The organism is Gordonia sp. (in: high G+C Gram-positive bacteria) (genome assembly GCF_047606305.1).
Taxonomy (GTDB): Bacteria; Actinomycetota; Actinomycetes; order Mycobacteriales; family Mycobacteriaceae; genus Gordonia.
Map to the genome: position 1 here is coordinate 1 of NZ_JASGER010000047.1, position 18,743 is coordinate 18,743.

An 18,743-nucleotide genomic window follows, 5' to 3' on the forward strand; every position below is an offset into this window, starting at 1 on the left:
GCCCAGGGCGTCGGCGAGGGCCGGCGCGGGCCGCCCGTTCACCGCCGCCGGGGCCAGCAGGCCGCGGGTCGGGTCGGTGGCGACGAGGACGTCGTTGGCCAGCGCGCACTCGTTGCCGGCCACGGCGCGCAGGTTCGACTTGGTCCACGACCAGCTGTCGCGCTGGACCCAGGCGCCCTTGGCCAGGCTCGCGACCATGAACAGGACGCACAGGGTCGCCACGAACGGCAGCGGGGCGATCTTGACCGGCAGCGGCACGACCGGGCCGGTGCGCGCCTTCTCGTCGGTGTAGTCGTCGCGGAAGTGGTAGTAGAGCCCCAGCAGTGCCGTGCCGACGGCCAGCGCCAGCCAGATCCAGCTGAGGTTGATGCCGGCGATCGACACCGGGCGGTCGCGCCACGGGACGCCGTAGTTGCCGACGAACCACCACATGTTGATGCCGGCGAAGGCCATCGCGGTCACGAAGAACACCGAGGCCGCGGCGAAGGCGCGGTTGCGGCGCGAGGCCAACAGCTGCGGTGCCATCAGCGCACCCGCGGCCGCCGCCAGACCGCCGGCGATACCGGCGTACACGCCGAAGTGGTGGGTCCACTTGGTGGGCGTGAACGAGATGAGGAACATCGTGCCGAGCATGACGGCGATCAGTCGCCAGATCGGCGCCCGGGCGACGCCGTTCGGGTGCTTGCCGCGCAGCAGGCGGAACATCACGTAGAACAGCGACAGGAGCATCAGGAGGATGCCGATGCGGCGCGACAGCGTGCCGTCGCCGGTCTGCAGGATCAGGTAGTAGTAGCGGATCGGCTCCTGCCACCACTCCAGCGTCGGCCCGACGTCGGCGGCCACCTTGTTGCCGGTGACCAGCGGCATCACCGACTGGTCGGCGAAGATCATGAACAGCACCGAGGTGCCGGCGGCCAGGATCGGCGCCAGCATCGGCAGCCAGCCGTCGCGCTTGCGGCGGCTCACGAGGGTCTTCACGATCGGGCGCAGGCCGGCCAGCAGGGCCGCGGCGGCCATCAGACCGCCGGGGGCCAGCGCCAGTGTGAACGCGGCTGTGATGGCCGCGATGGCGTACGGCAGCAGGCGCCGGGTCGCGATCGCCCGTTCGACGCAGCACCAGGTCAGCAGGGCGCCCACGGCCTCGGCGGGCTCGGGGCGGATGCCGTTGTTGTACGGCAGCCAGATCGCCAGGAAGACGAAGGCACCCGCCCACATGGCCGGGGTGCTGCCCCGCACCGCCGGGCCCAGGCGGGGGATGACCTCGCGGCTGATCAGCCACCAGCCGAGCAGGCCCAGCAGCAGCGCCGGAAGTCGCATCCACCAGGCCGCGACGCTGACCTGGCTCATCCAGGAGATCACCTGGAAGTGCCAGCCGAACGGGTCCTGCGGGACACCGAAGTAGCGGAAGTAGTTGTCGGCGTAGCCGGCGCCGCTGGCGATGCGGCCGACCGTCATGTTGTAGCCGTCGTCGGAGGTGTTGGCACCGCCGAACCACCAGAGCAGCAGGATCGTCGTGACCGCGCCGTCGAGCCAGGTGAACTTCCACCAGCCGGCCGGCAGGATCCGCCGGTGCCGCAGGCCGTCGCGCGCGTCGAGGACGGCGAGGGCGAACAGCGACAGCAGCGTCATCACGATGCCGATGATCATCAGCGCGAACTTCAGCGTCGTCGGGCTGGTGACGTAGCGGGTGTCGACGTCGGCGGTGAAGGTCATGCCCGCCGGTGCCGCGCCGTGCAGGTCGGAGTAGACGCCGACGATCTGCGGCCGCATCTCGTGGTCGCCGGTCTGGTAGTGCAGCAGCGCGCCGGGCAGGTTGTCGCCCAGCCCCTCGATTGCCGCGCGGACCCCGTGGGCGTCGCCGCCGTAGACGACGCGGCAGGCCGGGCTGGCCTGTGCGACGGCGCGCGGGGCGCTGAGGATCACGACGTTGCGGTCGATGACCAGCAGCGAGTCCGACGTGGCGTTGACGAACAGGCCGCGCGCGGTGGCCGCCATGCCGTCCTTGGGGATCGACGAGAGCAGCGTGCCGCCGGAAGCGGGCAGCTGTGTCGCCGCCGAACACGGGACCTCGACCTTCATGTCGGTGGCGACGTAGGACACCAGCGGTGCGACGACCGACGAGACGGTGCCGTTCTCCGGCCACTGGATCTTGGCCGTGTCGCGGTCGACGGGCAGCACGGTCATGGCGATGGCCAGGATGGTGCCCAGCAGGCCGGCCACGGTCGCGAGGATCTTCGCGCCGCGGTAGCCGTTGGCGGTCAGCAGGCGCGGCTTGGGCAGCTGGGCCGTCGGGGTCGTCGTCATCTCTGCGTCACTCATTCTTGCCGCGCTCCAACCTGATGGACCCGGTCCGCGACCAGCCCCACTGCTTGCGTTCATCAACCGTCACACCCGCCGGCCCAGCCGCGGGGTCGCGCGGCGCCAGGCGCTCGAGGGCGCCCCAGCCGCGGTGCCAGTCGCCGTCCAGGTAGCTGGGCACGGCCGTCGCCGACGTCGTCGCCTCGCTGATGCCCAGCAGGCCGCCGTCGGAGGCCCGCTGCCAGGTCTTGGACTGGGTGAGGGCGGTCGCGTAGTCGGGCAGGATCCGCCAGCGCGGGATCTCGGCCACCCCGTGGTGCACGCCCATCGGGCGCTGGCACGGGAAGTGGGCGGCGACCATGAAGTCGATCAGCGCCGGATCCTGCTTGCCGACCAGCGTCTGCAGCGTCACGACCTTCGGCGCGCGCGGCGGGGTCAGCATGATGAACTGCGAGGTGCCCAGGTTGTTGTCGAGGGCGACGATGCGCATCACCTCGGCGGCCGGCGGGGCGGCCGACATCGGCACCCGCAGGTTGCGCCACGGCCGGTTGGGGATGACCGGTCCGGGATCGATCAGCTCGGTGCCCGGGCCCAGCGCTTCGAACTGGCCGTCGGGGCCGCGCTTGCCGAACTGGAAGCGCAGGTTCTGGCCGAAGGTGCGGGCGCCGAAGGCGTCGACGGTGGAGATTGCGCCCGCGGCGGTGATCACCAGCAGCGGCGACGACGCGCGGTCGGGGAGGCGGTACCAGTCGGACGTCAGGCGCGCCTCGCCGTTGTAGCCGTAGCTGCCGAGCACCGGCGTGGTCGCCGGGTTCAGGCCGTAGGGCAGCGCGGCGCGCGACCCGTTGACGGTCGCGGGGCCGGAGCCGCCGGTCGTGCTCGACTCCCAGGTGCCCATCACGGCGAAGGGCTTCGACGACGAGCCGGAGACCTGCATCTGGCCCGGTCGCGAGCTGCCCATCTCCGCCGAGAGGTTCGTGGTGATCCCGTCGGGGGTGAAGCCGATCGAGGTGCCGCGCAGCGCGTCGGAGGCGTTCTTGCCCGACGCGGAGACGAGCATGCCGTCGTTGGCGTTGGGCTCGACGAGGACCTTGTCGGCCAGCGCGCACGGCTGACCGCGCAGCGTCGCGACGTTGGTGGAGAAGGCGGTGGCCTGCGGGTAGCGCAGCACCGCCGCCTTGGCGAACAGCGCGAGCTCGAGCAGCACCAGACCGCCGGCGATGACCGCGAGGGGGGTACCGGCGAGGGCCAGGCGGAAGCGGTTGCCACGCTCCTCGTGGTGGGCGGGGTCGTCCTCGTGCTCGAGTCCCTTGTTCTCCACGTAGTCCAGGCGCAGGTGCTGCCAGGCGGCCAGTGCACCGGTGGCGACGGCCAGCACCAGGAAGATGGTCGACATCGGGATGCCGACGATCACCGGGGCGCGGTCGAACCAGGCGATGCCGGTGTCGTAGAAGAACGGCCAGGCGTTCTTGCCGGCGGTCGCCGCGGCGAGGGCGAACATCAGGCCGGACACGAACACGGTCAGGTTGCGCGTGGAGCGCGCGGCCGATTGCGCGACGGCCAGGGTCGCGGTGGCGGCCACCGCGGCGGCCAGGCCGGCGTAGATGCCGAACTGCATGGTCCACTTGGTGGGGGTGAAGACCAGCAGCAGCATCGTGACGCCGATCGCGCCGACCGCTCGCCAGGCGGGTCCGCTGCGTACGCCGTCGATCTGGCCGCGGCGCAGCAGCACCGCGATGGTGATGAAGGCGCCGGCGAACAGCAGCAGCACCGGGACGCGGCGCGCGAGGGCGGCGTCGGGCGTGGTGACGGTGAGGAAGTAGTAGCGCAGGTACTCCTGGAACCACGGCAGGTTGGGGCCGACCTCGTAGCGGACCTTCATCGCCTCGGCGACGGTCGCGGCGGTCTGGTCGCCGAACACGACGAGCAGGATCGCCACGGCAGCGGCACCCAGCGGGGCGAGGATGGCGGCCCAGCCGATCTCCCGGCTGCGCTGCACGCCGATCGCGAGTAGGGCGCGGGCGCCGACCAGCAGGATGGCCAGGCCGATGACGCCGTGCGGGGCCGCGCCGAGGGTGAAGGCGGCGGCCACGACGGCCAGGCCCACCGGGAGCAGCTTCTTGGAGCTGATCGCCGACTCGACGGCCCACCATGTCAGCAGCGAGCCCAGGACGATGATCGACTCGCTGCGCAGACCGCTGGCGAAGGGCATCCAGAAGGCGACGAACACGGCCGCGGCGGCCCACACCGGCCAGCCGTGCGAGACGGCCGCACCCAGGCGGGGCAGCAGCACGCGGCTGAGGATGTACCAGGACACCAGCCCGGCCGCGAGGCTCGGCAGGTGCATCCACAGCATCGACGTCGACACCGACGACCAGTGCGACAGGAAGCCGTAGTACCAGTTGAACGGGGCTTCGGCGATGCCGAAGAAGCGGTAGTAGTTCGGCAGGTAGCCGGCCTCCCCGGCGACGCGGCCCATGTTGAGGATGTAGCCGTCGTCCGGGCCACCGGCGCCCAACAGCGCCCACACGAGCAGCACGCCGGTGACGGCGAGGTCGGACAGGCGCGGGCGCAGCGACGCGAGGAAGCCGGTGCGGTGCGGCGCCTCCTCGTCGGCGTCCTCGTCCTCGCGGGCCTGCGCGACGGTCGGGGACCGGCGGTCCAGCAGGCCCAGGCAGACGAGTGAGGCGATCACGGCGAGCAGGCCGATGATGATCGTGAGGCGCTTGAGGATCGTCGGCGACGACTCGTAACGGTCGTCGATCGCGATGTGCGCGGTCATGCCCTGCTGCGCGGCCCGCTCCACGACGGGGCGCGGCAGTGCCGAGAACACACCGTCGATCTGGGGCTGGGCCTCCGGGCCGGCGGTCGTGACGGGGCCGAGGCCGACGAACTGGGCGCTCGGGCCGGACGGCCGGGAGGTGATCTGCAGCCGTTCACACCGACCCAGGTCGGCGCGGGCAGCGCTGGCCAGCAGGCTGGCGCGGCTCATCACGGTGACGTTCTCGCCGGCCTTCACCGTCAGCTGGCGACCGCCGGGGGCGCCGGCCGGCATCGTGGACAGCACGGTCGTGGACTCCGGCGGCAGCTCGCGCAGCACCGCACACGGGATGGTGATGTCGACGGACTTGGCCGTCTGGGCGATCAGCGGGGCGGTGACCGACGACGAATCGGTCAACCGCTGGCCCTGCGGCCAGGTGACCGACGGGTCGAGGGCCTTGACCGGGAGCAGGGGGGTCAGCGCGCAGGCGATGATGCCGATGAGACCGGCGATGACGGCCGCGAGCCGCAGGGATTTCAGCCGGTCCGACTCGTCAGCTCCCGAGTCGTCGGGCGGGGTCGCCGCTGATTGCGTGGAAGACACAGACACGAATTCTCATGGTAGTCGGCGTACCTGAGGAATAGGTCAGCGCCACCCGATCTCGTCGCCCGGTCAGTGCCGGATCGGCGCAGGTCGCCACAGCCCGCTGCGGACGTGGTTGCCGGTCGAGATCTCCGCGGGCGCGGTGCTCGTCGGATCGAAGGGGCGGTAGGCCTCCAGGGCGCCCCAGTCACGGCCGATGTCGTTCTTCAGGTACGTGGCGACCGTCTCCGGCTGCTGGGACACCTCGAGCCAGCCGAGCGGGCCGCCGCCGATCGCGCTCTGCCACGTCGACACGGCCGCGGCCAGGTCCGATCCCGGCTTGATCCGCCACTTGGGGATCTCCGCGACGCCGTAGTGGTGGGAGAACGGCCGTTGGCACGGGAACACCAGGCCGGAGGTCCAGTCGACGTGGACCGGGTCCTGCTTGCCGACGACCTGCTGCAGCGTCTTCATCTCCGGCAGGCGCGGCGGCGTGACCACCATGTAGATGTCCGAGCCGAGGTTGTCGTCGCGCGCGACGATGCGGATCGCGGTGGTGTCGGCGGGCAGGGCGTCGGTGTTGAGTCGGACGTTGCGCCACGACGGTCGCGGGCCGGGGTCGATGAGCGGCGTCGAACCGGCGACGCCGATCTGGCCGTCACGGGTGTCCGGGCCGAGCGGGGTGGTCGAGTACTCCAGGACCAGGTCGGGTCGCTCGAACCAGCCGGCCGCCGAGAACGTGATGAGCGGTCGGTCGCGGAAGTTCTTCGGCAGCGCGTACCAGCCCGACGTCAGGCGGGCCGGGGCCTGGACGTCCTCGGAGTAGCTGCCCAGCACCGGGGTGCGCGCGGGGTCGAGGAAGAACGGGAGCCGCGCGTGGCTGCCGTTGACGCCGGGTCGGTCGTTGTAGCCGCCGGAGGTGCCGCCGCTGTTGGAGGAGAGCACGCCGGGGTCGACGTTGGCGGTGCCGGCCAGCACGCCCAGCGACTCCTGCGCGGCGGTGGTGACGATCGCCGTCGGGACGCCGGTGGGCGTGAAGCCCTTCGTGGACGCGGCGTTCGGGTCGGCCTCGGGTGCGGGCGGCGGTCCGCCGATCGCCTGGGCCGGGGTGAGGGTGCGGTCGGCCGGCGGGAGCTGGAAGGCGGACGGGTCTTCCTCGGTCCAGATCTTCTCGGCCATGCCGCACTCCTTGCCGGCGAGCGCCTCCAGGTTGGAGCGGGGCACCGAGTACGAGGAGGACTGTTTGATGCCGGCGAACACGGCGGTGGCGACCTCGAACAGCACGACCGCCGCCACGACGAACACGAGCGGCTCAGAGCTCAGCGTCGACCGCAGGCGCGCCCAGCGGGTCTGCGGCTCCGGGTGGTCGGCGACGACGGGGTCGGTGCCGGTGAACGGTTCGCGCAGGTGGAAGTACAGGGCCAGCGCCAACAGCGCCAGCGAGGCGACCAGGAGGACGCTGGAGACGCGGAAGCCCCAGGTGACCTGTTCGACGCCCCACGGCATCCCCCACGCCGACGAGTAGAAGTACGAGTTCGGCGCGGTGAACGCCAGCCCGGCGATGAAGAGGGTCAGCGCCGCGAAGATGGTCCGGTTCCGCCGGGAGTGCATCGCCTGATGGCCGACGGCGATCGCGGCGATCGCGGCCAGGGCGGCGCCGAGGCCGGCGAAGACGCCGAAGTGGTGGGTCCACTTGGTCGGGGTGAACATCAGGAACAGCAGCGACGCGAAGACGATGCCGACGATTCGGCGGGTCGGGCCGCTGGCCGTGCCCGGGATGCGGCCCTTGCGCAGCAGCATCGCGGCCGACACCGCCAGGGACAGCAGCATGATCAGCACGGCGAAGCGGCGGGCGATGGAACCGTTCGCCGAGTACTCGAACAGCGACGAGTAGCGGTCGATCTCGTTGTACCAGTGCAGCGACGGCCCGAGCGCGGTCTTCATCGCGCTGGCGTCCATGAACGAGCGCAGCGTCAGGTTGGAGAACACCACGAAGATCACGAAGGTGCCGGCGGCCACGATGGGGGCGAGAAGCGCCACGTAGGTGGCGATGGCCCGGCCGCGCGCCGGGGTGTCGGTGCCGAAGAGCTGGGCGTCGACGTCCTTGGCGCGCTTGATGAGCGCGAGGATCATCGGGCGGGCACCGGCGATCAGCGCCGCGACGGCCAGCAGTCCGGTCGGTCCGGCGGCGAGGCTGAACGCGCCGATCAGGCAGGCGATGGCGGCCGGCAGCAGTCGGCCGGTGGCGATGGCCCGCTCCACCGAGCACCAGGTGAGCAGGGCGCCCAGGCAGATGATCGGCTCGGGGCGCAGTCCGTTGTCGAAGGGGAACCACATCGCCAGGAAGGCCACGGCGGCCGTCGCGCCGACCACCGGCCGGCTCGCCGCGCGCCCCAGGCGGGGCAGCACCTCGTGACTGAGGATCAGCCAGACGGCGACGCCGCAGGCCAGCGCCGGCAGCCGCAGCCACGGGCTGGACAGGTTGATCTCCGAGAGCCAACCGAAGACCGAGTAGTACCAGCCGAACGGGGCCTCGGGGGCGCCGAACCAGCGGAAGTAGTTCGCGGTGTAGCCGCTGTGCTGGCCGACGCGCGACATGGTGAGCAGGTAACCGTCGTCGGAGGTGTTGGGCCCGACGAAGTGCCAGACCGCGAGCATGCCCAGGACGAGGTAGTCGCGCGGCATCAACCGCCACCAGCGCTGCGGCAGGATACGGCGGTGGCCGCGACCGTCGGTGCCGTCGAGGATCGCCAGCGCGATCAACGAACCGATGGTCGCGAGGACGCCGACGATCAGCACGATCCGCTTGATCAGCGTCGCGGGCGTGTTGTAGCGGGTGTCGATGGTCGCGTGCGCGGTCAGCCCGCCGATCGCCGACGCGGGGCCGGTCAGATCGGTGAAGAAGCCGGTCAGCTGCGGGCGCTGGTCGGGGTCGAGGTGCTCGTCGTCACGGTCGGCGGTGGTGCCGGTGAGCGGCTTGCCGTCGCCGCCGGTCAGTCCGGTGAAGGTCGCGCGGACCTCGTCGGCGGTGGCGGAGACGTCGATGCTGCGGCAGTTGGGGCCGGTGACCTCGGCGAGCGGCGCGGAGGCGACCTGGATGTTGCGGACGGTGACGGTGACGGCGGACTTGTCGGCGGTGCGCGCGACGAACAGTCCGCGCTCCCCGGCCGGGGTCGCCTGCTTGGGCACCGTCGAGGCGAGGACCGAGCCGTCCTCACCGAGCCGGGTCACCGCCGAACACGGGATCGACAGGTTCAGGTCGATCGGCACATAGGAGATCAGCGGGGCGTTGACGCTCTGCAGCGTGCCCTTCTGCGGCCAGGAGAGTTCGGCGGTCGTCTGGTTGACCGGCATCAGGGGGGTGGCGAGCGCCAGCAGGAATCCGAGCAGGCCGGTGACGATGGCGGCGATCCGTGCTCGGCGGACTGTCTGAGCTGACACAAAGGGCAATGTTAGCCGTTGGCGTCGCGGCTACCGTTAATAGCTGGCGCAACGGAATAGGCTTGTGACTATGGCCGAGAACGGATCGCTCCCCCTCCTCCTGCTCAACGGCCCCAACCTCAACACGTTGGGGCTGCGCCAGCCCGAGGTCTACGGCTCGACGACGCTCGCCGAGATCGTCCGCGACTGCGAGAAGCTGGCCGCCGAGTTGGGCTACGGCCTGCGCGCCGCCCAGACCAATCACGAGGGCGAGATGATCGACTGGCTGCACGAGGCGCGCGGCCAGGTCGCCGGCATCGTCATCAACCCGGGTGCCTGGACGCACACGTCCGTCGCCCTCGCCGACGCGCTGGTGATCCCCGAGGTGCCGATCGTCGAGGTCCACATCAGCAACATCCACAAGCGCGAGCCGTTCCGGCATCACTCGTACGTGTCGCCGCTCGCGGCGGGGGTGATCGCCGGATTCGGCGTGCGCGGCTACGAGTACGCGGTGCGCCACCTGGCCGAGTTGCTGTCCGTCGAGTCGGACGACGCCTAGATCCAACACCGCGGTACAGGGTCCAACACGCAGCGGTGTTGGAGGTGTCGCGTCGAGTTGGATCTAGCGCACGGGTCGGTTGCGCACGACGAGCACGAACGGGCCGACCTCGGTCACCGTGAACTCCGGTCCGGCGAAGGCGGCGCGGTCGAAGGTCACCGTGTACCGCTTCACGTTCGGATCGTTCGGGTAGACGTCGCGGGCCAGCTTCAGCGCGTAGCCGTCGGCGCTGTGCCGGAACAGGAAGGCGTCCGGTGCCCGCCACGGTGAGGCGTGCAGGGCGGTGACCGTCTCGGCGGCGGTGGTGGACTTCGCCCACTTCTCGATGGTGGCCGCGCGCTTGTCGAACTCGGCCAGCGGGTTCGCGTAGTGCGACGTCAGGCCCTGGAACCCCCAGTACGGGTAGATCGACAGGAAGTCGAAGTCGGCGGTCAGCACGACGGTGTCGGTGTCCGCCCTGCCGGTCTGTCGGCCGATCAGCTCGTGGATCTTCGGGTAGTACGCCTGGGCGCCGGCCGGGCGCAGGTCGGCGCGCTGCCCGGTGCCGTCGGTGTCGGTGTAGGCGATGTCGATGTCGCCGGACAGCATCGACGGCACGTGCTGGGCGACGGCGATCGCCGCGACCGTCAGCACGGCCCCGATGAGGAAGCGGATGTCTCCGCCGCGCTGCACCAGCCACGAGGCGATCTGTCCCAGACCCAGCACCCCGGCGGCGGCGAGGATCGCGACCAGGACCGGTTCCAGGCGGAAGGCCAACAGCGTGGTGCCGGTGGCGGTCAGGGCCATCGACAGCAGCGAGATCAGGTAGACGGCGATGACGGCGGTGCCCAGCGCCAGCGCCAGGGTCCGCTCCCGGAATCGCCAGACGACCCAGACGAGGCCGACGAGCGCGAGCAGCGCGAAGGCCGAGACCCGCAGCATCGGGAACGGCAGTTGGGCGCCCGACTCGGGCAGGTAGTGCTCGTAGGTGCCGCCGCTGGCCGGCCGGTTCTTCGCGCGGGCCAGCAGGTACGGGCCCCAGGCGAGGAGCGCGACGGCCCCGGCGATCACGCCCATCGTCGCGAGGCGGGCGACGTAGACGCCGATCATCCGGCGTCGCACCGTCCGGACCGTGTCCGTCGCCACCGACTTGTTGCCCGACGACCGCCAGCCGACGACGACCAGCCACAGGGCGAGCAGGGCCGCGGTGAGGGCGAACAGGCCCGCGTACAGCGTGTAGAAGGTCGCGCACAGGCCGAGGAAGGCCCCGGCCCCGACCACGGCGATCCACCGTGTCGACGAGAGGGAGAGTGCGTCGACGGGGGTGCCCGCCGGACCGCGCAGGGCGCCCAGGATGGTCGGCAGGAGTGCGACGCCGAGCAGGATCAGGACTGCGGCGTAGGGCTCGGGTGCGGCGTAGGCGAGGACCGCGAGGGTCACGGCGAGGGAGACGGCGATGCCCCGGTCGGCTCCGATCATCCGGTTCCACAGGATGACGGCCAACGCGGCGGCGGCGGCGATGGAGATGATCGCCCACGGCTTGTACGCCTCCCACCCGGGTGCGCCGGTCAGGTTCGCATAGCGCCCGCCCAACCAGAACCAGCCGCCCGGGTAGAACGGCGGCAGGCCGTCGTAGGTCATGTCGGCGGGGCGCGCCGACGACGTCAGGCGCGTCAGGTATTCGACGCGGAACTGCTGGTCGACGGACAGGCCGAAGAGGTACAGCTTCGTCGCCGCCAACGGCATCCCGAGCGTGACGGTGACCAGTCCCGACATCCCTATCGCGGCCAGCGCGTCGGGGACGAGCCGATTGCCGTCGGGATTGCGGCGGTAGAGCAGCATCGCGACCAGGAGCACCGCGATCGCGCCCACCTGTCCGACCGTCGTCAGCGCGCGCAGGACGTTCGACGCGTTGTAGGCGGGCCAGTTGACGGTGTGGATTGCGACGAGCCCGAGCCACGCGACCGCCCCACCGCCGACCAGGGCGGCGGCCAGCCGCAGGGCCGTCGTGGGGGTGGACGAGGTGCTCCCGATCGCTGCGTTCACGGGAGTGAATCTAGTCGATCAGCCGTCGAGCGGGTCAGATCGGCAGCTTGCGGAAGATCGCCCGCGGGATGTGGCGCAACACCAACATGATGTAGCGGAACGGCCCGGGCGCCCAGACGATCTCCTTGCCGCTGGTGGCCGCGGCGACGGCGAGCTGGGCGACGTCCTCCTTGTCTACCGTCAGCGGGGCTTCCTTCACGTGCGCCGAGAGCCGGGTGCGGACCTGGCCGGGGCGGATGACCAGCACGCGCGGGCCGAACTCCTTCAGCGCCTCGCCGAGGCCGAGGTAGAAGCCGTCGAGGCCGGCCTTGGTGGAGCCGTAGACGAAGTTGGAGCGGCGGACGCGCTCACCGGCGACCGAGCTCATCGCGATGATCTGGCCGTGGCCCTGGGCGCGCATCTTGTCGCCCAGCAGCACGCCGACCGAGACCGCGGCGGTGTAGTTGATCTGCGCCTCCAGGACGGCCAGACGCTGGTCCTGCCAGGCCTGCTCGTCGTCGCCCTGGATGCCGAAGGCCACGATCGCGACGTCGATGTCGCCGTCGGCGAAGGCCCGGTCGATGACCGCCGGGTGCGTGTCGGTGGCGAGGGCGTCGAAGTCGATGACGGTGACGTCGGTGGCGCCGGCGTCCTTCATCGTGGCGATGGCGGCGTCGGCGGCGTCGTCGCCGGGCACACACGCCAGCACGACGCGGGCCGGGCCGAGCTTGAGGTACTCGGCGGTGATGGCCAGGCCGATCTCGGAGCTGCCTCCGAGGACCAGGATGGACTGCGGGGCGCCGACGGCGTTGATCATGAGGGTTCCTTCAGTGCTTCGGAGGGGCTAGACGAGCTCGAGGCGGCGGCCCATGTCGGACATGAAGACGCCGTGCGGGTCGACCTTGCGACGGGTCTTGCGCCACTCGTCCAGGCGCGGGTACATGGCGTGGAAGTTCGCCGCCGACGTGCGGGAGTCCTTGGCGGTGTAGAGCCGCCCGCCCATGGCCATGACGCGGCGGTCGAGCTCGTTGAGGAACTCGGCCAGGCCGCGCTTGACCGGGAAGTCCAGGCAGACGTTCCAGCCCTTGAACGGGAAGCTCAGCGGCGCCTTGTTCCCGTCGCCGAACAGCTTGATGACGTTGAGGAAGCTGACGTGGCCGGAGGCCTGGATGTCCTCGATGAGGCGGATGAACTCCGGCTCGTTCCCGGTGGGCACGATGAACTGGTACTGGGCGAATCCGCCGCCCCGGCCGTAGGCGTTGTTCCAGTCACCGAACACGTCGAGCATGTGGTAGAACTGCGCCAAATTCTTGACCTTGCCCTCGCTGGGCGGGCCCATCCGGTAGTAGGCCTCGCCGACGGCGGAGAAGCTGAGCTTGTTGGCCAGCCCGCGCGGGAAGACGTCCGGGAAGGTGATGAGCGCCTTGCTGTCGAAGTGCAGCGGGTTCTTCGCGTACTTCTCCGGCAGCTCGTCGACCTTGGCCAGATTGCCGCGGCTGAACGTGCCGCGCCCCAGCTTCGGCGGCTTGGAGATCGTGTCGAACCAGCCCGACGCGTACTCGTAGCCGTCCTCGAACCCGTCCTGCAGGTGCAGGTCGATGGTCTCCTGCAGGTTCGCGGTCTGCGCGGTGTCGGCGATGAAGTAGGCGCTCTCGGTGCGCTTCATCGCGATCTTGGCGCGCAGCACGATGCCGGTCAGGCCGATGCCGGCGACGGTCGCCCAGAACAGCGAACCGTCCTTGTCGTCCTTCGAACCCTCGGGCGCCAGCGTGCGGATCTTGCCGTCGGCGGTGAGCAGCTGCATCTCGACGACGTGGTTGCCGAAGCTGCCCTGGCTGTGGTGGTTCTTGCCGTGGATGTCGTGGGCGATGGCGCCGCCGACGGTGACCTGGCGGGTGCCCGGCAGCACCGGTACCCACAGGCCCGACGGCAATGCTGCCTGCATCAGCTCGTCGAGGCTGACCCCGGCGTCGACGTCGACGATGGCGGTGTCGGCGTCGATGTCGTGGATGCGGTTGAGCGGGGTCATGTCGACGGTCAGGCCGCCGGTGTTCTGCGCCGACTCGTTGTACGAGCGGCCCAGACCGCGCGCGATGACGCCGCGCTTGAGGTACGACGGCTTGTCGGCGTTGTCGTCGGCGACCTGCGCGACGGCCTTGGCGATGACCTCGACGTCGGGGGTGGAGAGCACGTGGCCGGTGACCGGCGTGGTGCGCGACCAGCCCACGAGGCGTCGGGTCTCGATGGGGAGTTCACTGGTAGACATCGACCAGTAGGGTACTCGGCCCGACCTGAGAGTGATCTGTGGTCGGCGAGGTTGTGACCGACCCGACCCTTTCGCCGAGCGTGCCCAGATTCTCGCCGAGCGTGCCCAGAATTCCGCCGAGCGTGCCCAGAATTCCGCCGAGCGTGCCCTCAGCGCATGATGCGGGCCAGGAACGGCGTCGAATCGCGCGGCGAGGCGTAGACGGTGCCGGAGTGGTCGCGGTCGGGGTAGACGTGCAGCTCGACGTTCTGGTTCGCCGCCTTCATCTGCGCGTAGAGCGAGAGCGCCGACGGGGCGGGCACGTCGACGTCGCGCAGACCCTGGCCGAGGAAGATCGGACGGTCGTAGCCGCTGTACGGGGTCCCCATGTACCGGGTGAGTGCCGCAGTCGCCCCGGGGATCGAGCGCAGCGGCGCGGTGAACCAGCGGCCGACGACCCGGTCGACCCCGGTCTTCATCTCCTGGTAGCAGCGGGTGGAGGCCTGCGCGACGACGCGGCGCCCGATCGGGCTCAGGATCGAGCCGATCCCCAACTCCGGGTGGGCCTCGGCGAAGCCGGCCACGATGTAGCTCGTGTATGTCGCCAGGCCCGCGGGCAGAGCGAACCGGTCCTCCGGCCCGATCAGCGACACGATCTGCTCGATGTTCGCCGGGGTGCCGGTGGCGACGACGCCGCGGTAGTCCAGGCCGCTGCCGCGGGAGAGTCGGGTGGCCGCATGCGCGCCGGCGAGCGCGGCGCCCGCGCCCTGCGACTGGCCGACGATCGCCCACCGCGTGGCCAGCGGCAGACCGGTCTGCTGGGCGGCCTTGACCGAGTCGACGATCGAGTGGGCCTCCGAGCTGCCGTTGAGGTAGCTCATCAGTCCGGGCGTGCCGAGCCCGACGTAGTCGGTGCCGACGATTGCATGGCCGCTGCGCAGCCAATGCGAGAGATAGACCGCGTCCCTGGTGAACCGCGGCTGCGCGGACGGCGTGCACTGGTCGCCGAGGCCGACGGTGCCGTGCGCCCACGCGATGACCGGCCATCCCCGCGCCGGCGCCGTGCCGCGCGGGAGGAACACGACGCCGGTGCTCGACGCGGTCTTCCCGTGCTGATTCGGCGTGGCGTAGTGGATGCGCACGGCCGATCCGGCATCGGGGACGCTCAGTCGCGGGGCGAGCGGCACCCGGCCCAACAGGGTGCCCGGTCGAGTTCCGGGCGGGGTCGTCGTCGCGCGCACATCCATGCCCGACCAGTTCGCCGGTCCGGTCGGCGGTAGGTCGTCGGCGGCGGCCGGCGCGACGGTCAGGGAGCAGAGAACCGCGGCGGCCGCCGAAGCGACCACCGCGGTCGTGGGTCGCACGATCACGACCTGGAGGTTACGCGCCCGATCAGTAACCGGGCGCCATGGTGATGATCTTGCCGTCGGAGTTGTACGTGCCGGTGTTGATGTACACCGACTTGTCGTGGCGCAGGGTTCCGCCCGGCTGGACCCAGAACCGCTGGAGCACGCAGAACCCGCCGTTGAGCTGGTCCTGGCCGAGCGACCACAGCGTCTTGCCGCTGGGCGAGAGGGTCACCGATTCGGGCAGCGGGCCGATCGGCGACGTCCCCGCGCCGGCGTCGGGGAGCTTGCGGAGCGTTCCGTTGCCGTTGATGGCGTAGGCGCTGATGAACGTCGACATCAGGTTCGGCACGTACAGGTAGCGCCCGTCGGGCGTCACCGCCGGGACGTGCGGGAACAGTCCGGTCGCGACGGGTGCCTGGCCGGTCGGGACCAGCTTGCCGCTGTCCAGGATGTTGAAGCTCGCGACCGAGTTGCCGGTCTCGTTCGGGTAGTAGAGGTGCTTGCCGTTCGGTGTGATCACCGGGAAGATCGGGCCGCTGCCGCCGGTGGTCATGCGCTGGCGCAGTGCGCCCAGCGACCCGTCGGGCCGGATGTCGTAGCGCAGGATCTGCCCGAAGTGATAGGTGCCGACGTACAGGGTCTTCCCGTTCGGGTGGACGGCGAGGGTGGACAGGCCGTCGGCGAACCGACCGAGGCTGCGGGCCGGTCCGATCGCGCGGAACCTCCCGTCGGCACCCAGGCGGTACGGCTGGATCCTGCTGTTGACCGCGCCCAGGGTCAGGTAGAACACCTTGCTGTCGGGGGTGAACTCGAGGCCGACCGGGACGTCGGAGAGCGGGATCTGCTGACGCAGGTGCAGCCCGCCGCGACGGTCGATCGCGTAGCTCTGCAGTGCCATCGGCGCACCCGCGCCGACCAACAGGTGGCGGCCGTCGGGGGTGGCGCTCTTGGGCCACGACCCGAAGCCGGTCATCGGCGAGCCGGCGATCGGGCGCACAGGTCCGCGGTCGGTGACACGGTAGCCCGCGGTCTGGGGGCTGAGGAAGCCATGCGCGTAGACGTTGTACGGCTTGGAGCCGGCGACGTTGCCCGACGGCGGGGGGTCGGCGAGGGCGGTGCCCGCGCCGGTTCCGATGAGGGACGCAGCGGCGAGCGCCGCTGTGAGGAGGGTTACACCTAGTTTCATGGGCGTCAACATAGATCCGGGCGGCGCGGGCCGGTGTCCAACATCCTGGACATATCCGCGGTGGGGCTTCTTTGCCGCGCCCGGTGATTCGGCCCGGATCGAGCGCCTAAGCTGGTCGGCGTGCCTGACTCAGTAAAGCCCGACGAGGTCTTCCCCGAGGGCGGCGACCACGACCCGCACATCCCGGCTCCGGTCGAGCTGCCGTTCGACGGTCCCGAGGAGATGGCCGACGACGTCGACCTGAAGACCGCGATCATCCGGTTCATCATCACCGGGGCGGGATCGGCGGTGCTCGACTTCGGGTTGACGATGCTCCTGCAGAAGGGGCTCGGGTGGGACCCGGCGTACGCGAAGGCACTGGGCTTCGTGCTCGGCACGACGACCGCCTACCTCATCAACCGCCGGTGGACGTTCAAGGCCGAGCCCAGCCGGGCGCGGTTCGTCGCGGTGATGCTGCTCTACTTGACGACCTTCGCCGTGCAGGTCGGGCTCTATGCGCTCCTGGAACACCTGTGGTCGAGCGAGAACTGGGTGACCTCGGCGGTGTCCTTCGTCATCGCCCAGGGCACCGCGACGGTCATCAACTTCGTCGTGCAGCGCGCGGTGATCTTCAAACTGAAGTAGTCAGCTGCTCGGCATGTTGTAGGGCACCGTCGACGTGAGTCCGCCGTCGATGAGGAATTCGCTCGCCGTGCAGTAGGAGCTCTCGTCGGAGGCCAGGAAGAGCACCACGTTCGTGATCTCGGCCGGGTCGGCGGCGCGGCCGAGCGGCGTCTGCAGGAAGTCCTCCGGGATGCCCGCCGCCATGTCGGTGCGGACCTGCGCCGGGTGGATCGAGTTGCACCGGATGTTGTGCGGCGCCAGCTCGACGGCCACCGACTTGGTCAACCCGCGGACGGCGAATTTCGTCGCCGAGTAGCCGTGGGTGCCGACCGAGCCGAGGATGCCCGAGATCGACGACGTGTTGATGATCGAACCGCCCTTGCCGTTGGCGATCATCGGGTCGGCCACCGCGCGACAGCCCAGGAACGTGCCGTTCAGGTTGATGGCGACGATCTTGTTCCACTCGTCCAGGTCGAAGGAGCCGATCAACCCGCCGTTCTGGATGCCGGCGTTGTTGACCAGCACGGTCGGTGTGCCGAACCGCGACGTCGTCGCCTCGACGGCGGCGCTCCACGACGCCGGGTCGGTGACGTCCAGTTCGACGAACAGTGCGTCGTCGCCGAGCTCTTTCGCCAGCGCGCGGCCCTCGTCGACGAGGACGTCGCCGACGACGACCTTGGCGCCCTCGGCGACGAACCGCCGCGCGTGCGAGGCGCCGATGCCGCGGGAACCGCCGCTGATCAGCGCGATCTTGCCGTCGAGACGACCGGTCATCCCTTCACCTTGGCGATGACGTTCTCGCCGTACCAGTTCAGGTGGTCGATCTTCTTCTGCAGCGGCTCGTCGTCCTTGCCCATGATGTACGGCATGCGGAAGCCGACGATGACGTCGGTGATGCCCTTGTCCTCGAGCTTCTTGATGCCGTCGACGGTGTAGGCGTCCATCGAGATGACGTGGATCTCGAAGGGGTCGTTCTCCTTGCCCTCGGCCTTGCGGATGTCGGCGATCTTGTCCAGGAGGGCGTCGAGCTCCTCGGCCGGGCCGCCGCCGTGCATCCAGCCGTCGCCGCGCCGGACGGCGCGCTTGAGGGCGAGGTCGGCGTGGCCACCGACGAGCAGGGGGATGTGCTCGGTCGGCGCCGGGCTCATCTTGATCTTGGGGATGTCGTAGAACTCGCCGTGGAACTCGAAGTACTCGCCGGTGGACAGGCCGTTGATGATGTCCATGCACTCGTCCATCCGCTTGCCGCGGCGGGCGAAGTCGACGCCCATGATCTCGTAGTCCTCGGGCCACGGGCTGGTGCCGACGCCGAGGGCGAGACGGTTGTTCGTCAGCGCCGCCACCGACATCGCCTGCTTGGCGACCAGCGCCGGCGGGCGGATCGGGAGCTTCAACACGAAGGGGGTGAAGCGGATCGTCGAGGTGACCGCGCCGCAGTGCGCGGCCTGGATGAAGGTCTCGATGAAGTCCTTGCCCTCGAGGAACTCGCGGTTCCCGTCGGGGGTGTACGGGTACTTCGCGTCGGACTCTTCCGGGTAGGCGACCGAGTCCGGGATCGTCATCCCGTCGTACCCGGCGGCCTCGGCGGCCTGGGCGAGGGGCGCGTAGTAGCTGGGGTCGGTCATCGCCTCGGCGTACGTGAACCGCATGTGTGCTCCTTGGGAGGGGAAAGCCTGTCCCCCTCACACTAGAACATGTTCTAGTTTTGCGGTGCGGTTCTTAGGCGGCAGGGCACG

The 18,743-nt window shown here is 70.3% G+C and carries 12 protein-coding genes; 2 read left to right on the forward strand and 10 right to left on the reverse strand.

Annotated features, from left to right (window positions below):
• The 3 genes from QM634_RS06845 to QM634_RS06855 all read right to left on the reverse strand — a co-directional run.
• On the reverse strand, positions 1–2,304 hold a 2,304-nt coding region (locus QM634_RS06845), incomplete at its 3' end, for an arabinosyltransferase domain-containing protein (protein WP_415042137.1).
• Between the two features lie 7 nt (positions 2,305–2,311).
• The gene (locus QM634_RS06850) at positions 2,312–5,668 is read right to left on the reverse strand and encodes an arabinosyltransferase domain-containing protein (protein WP_415042023.1); all 3,357 of its coding nucleotides are present in this window, start codon (positions 5,666–5,668) and stop codon (positions 2,312–2,314) included.
• Between the two features lie 63 nt (positions 5,669–5,731).
• Positions 5,732–9,082 carry an arabinosyltransferase domain-containing protein gene (locus tag QM634_RS06855; protein WP_415042024.1) on the reverse strand — a complete coding sequence of 1,117 codons (3,351 nt, stop codon included), beginning with the start codon at positions 9,080–9,082 and terminating at the stop codon, positions 5,732–5,734.
• A 70-nt stretch (positions 9,083–9,152) separates the two neighbouring features.
• On the opposite strand from QM634_RS06855, the gene aroQ reads away from it, so the two are divergent.
• Entirely contained in the window at positions 9,153–9,620 is a 468-nt protein-coding gene (aroQ, locus tag QM634_RS06860) for a type II 3-dehydroquinate dehydratase (RefSeq protein ID WP_415042025.1), read from the forward strand.
• Between the two features lie 63 nt (positions 9,621–9,683).
• Here the strand turns inward: aroQ and QM634_RS06865 are convergent, their stop codons facing one another.
• The 5 genes from QM634_RS06865 to QM634_RS06885 all read right to left on the reverse strand — a co-directional run bounded on the left by QM634_RS06865 (position 9,684) and on the right by QM634_RS06885 (position 16,404).
• Positions 9,684–11,645: an arabinofuranosyltransferase gene (locus QM634_RS06865; protein ID WP_415042026.1), complete on the reverse strand. Its 1,962-nt coding sequence runs from the start codon at positions 11,643–11,645 to the stop codon at positions 9,684–9,686.
• A 34-nt stretch (positions 11,646–11,679) separates the two neighbouring features.
• A complete protein-coding gene (locus QM634_RS06870) occupies positions 11,680–12,441 on the reverse strand; it encodes a decaprenylphospho-beta-D-erythro-pentofuranosid-2-ulose 2-reductase (protein WP_415042027.1) in 762 nt (253 codons plus the stop codon).
• A 27-nt stretch (positions 12,442–12,468) separates the two neighbouring features.
• On the reverse strand, positions 12,469–13,890 hold the full coding sequence (locus QM634_RS06875; protein ID WP_415042028.1) for an FAD-binding protein: 1,422 nt from the start codon (positions 13,888–13,890) through the stop codon (positions 12,469–12,471).
• Between the two features lie 149 nt (positions 13,891–14,039).
• On the reverse strand, positions 14,040–15,236 hold the full coding sequence (locus QM634_RS06880; RefSeq protein ID WP_415042138.1) for a lipase family protein: 1,197 nt from the start codon (positions 15,234–15,236) through the stop codon (positions 14,040–14,042).
• A 25-nt stretch (positions 15,237–15,261) separates the two neighbouring features.
• Complete coding sequence (locus QM634_RS06885) at positions 15,262–16,404, reverse strand: lactonase family protein (protein ID WP_415042029.1); 1,143 nt, start codon at positions 16,402–16,404, stop codon at positions 15,262–15,264.
• A 120-nt stretch (positions 16,405–16,524) separates the two neighbouring features.
• Here QM634_RS06885 and QM634_RS06890 point away from each other — a divergent pair, with 120 nt between their 5' ends.
• The gene (locus QM634_RS06890; RefSeq protein WP_415042030.1) at positions 16,525–17,028 is read left to right on the forward strand and encodes a GtrA family protein; all 504 of its coding nucleotides are present in this window, start codon (positions 16,525–16,527) and stop codon (positions 17,026–17,028) included.
• Here QM634_RS06890 and QM634_RS06895 read toward each other — a convergent pair whose 3' ends face one another.
• Both QM634_RS06895 and QM634_RS06900 read right to left on the reverse strand, forming a co-directional pair.
• A complete protein-coding gene (locus QM634_RS06895; protein WP_415042031.1) occupies positions 17,029–17,781 on the reverse strand; it encodes a glucose 1-dehydrogenase in 753 nt (250 codons plus the stop codon). It abuts the gene before it with no gap.
• A complete protein-coding gene (locus QM634_RS06900) occupies positions 17,778–18,656 on the reverse strand; it encodes a TIGR03619 family F420-dependent LLM class oxidoreductase (protein ID WP_415042032.1) in 879 nt (292 codons plus the stop codon). The genes QM634_RS06895 and QM634_RS06900 overlap by 4 nt, the downstream gene beginning before the upstream one ends.
• Between the last annotated feature and the right edge of the window lie 87 nt (positions 18,657–18,743).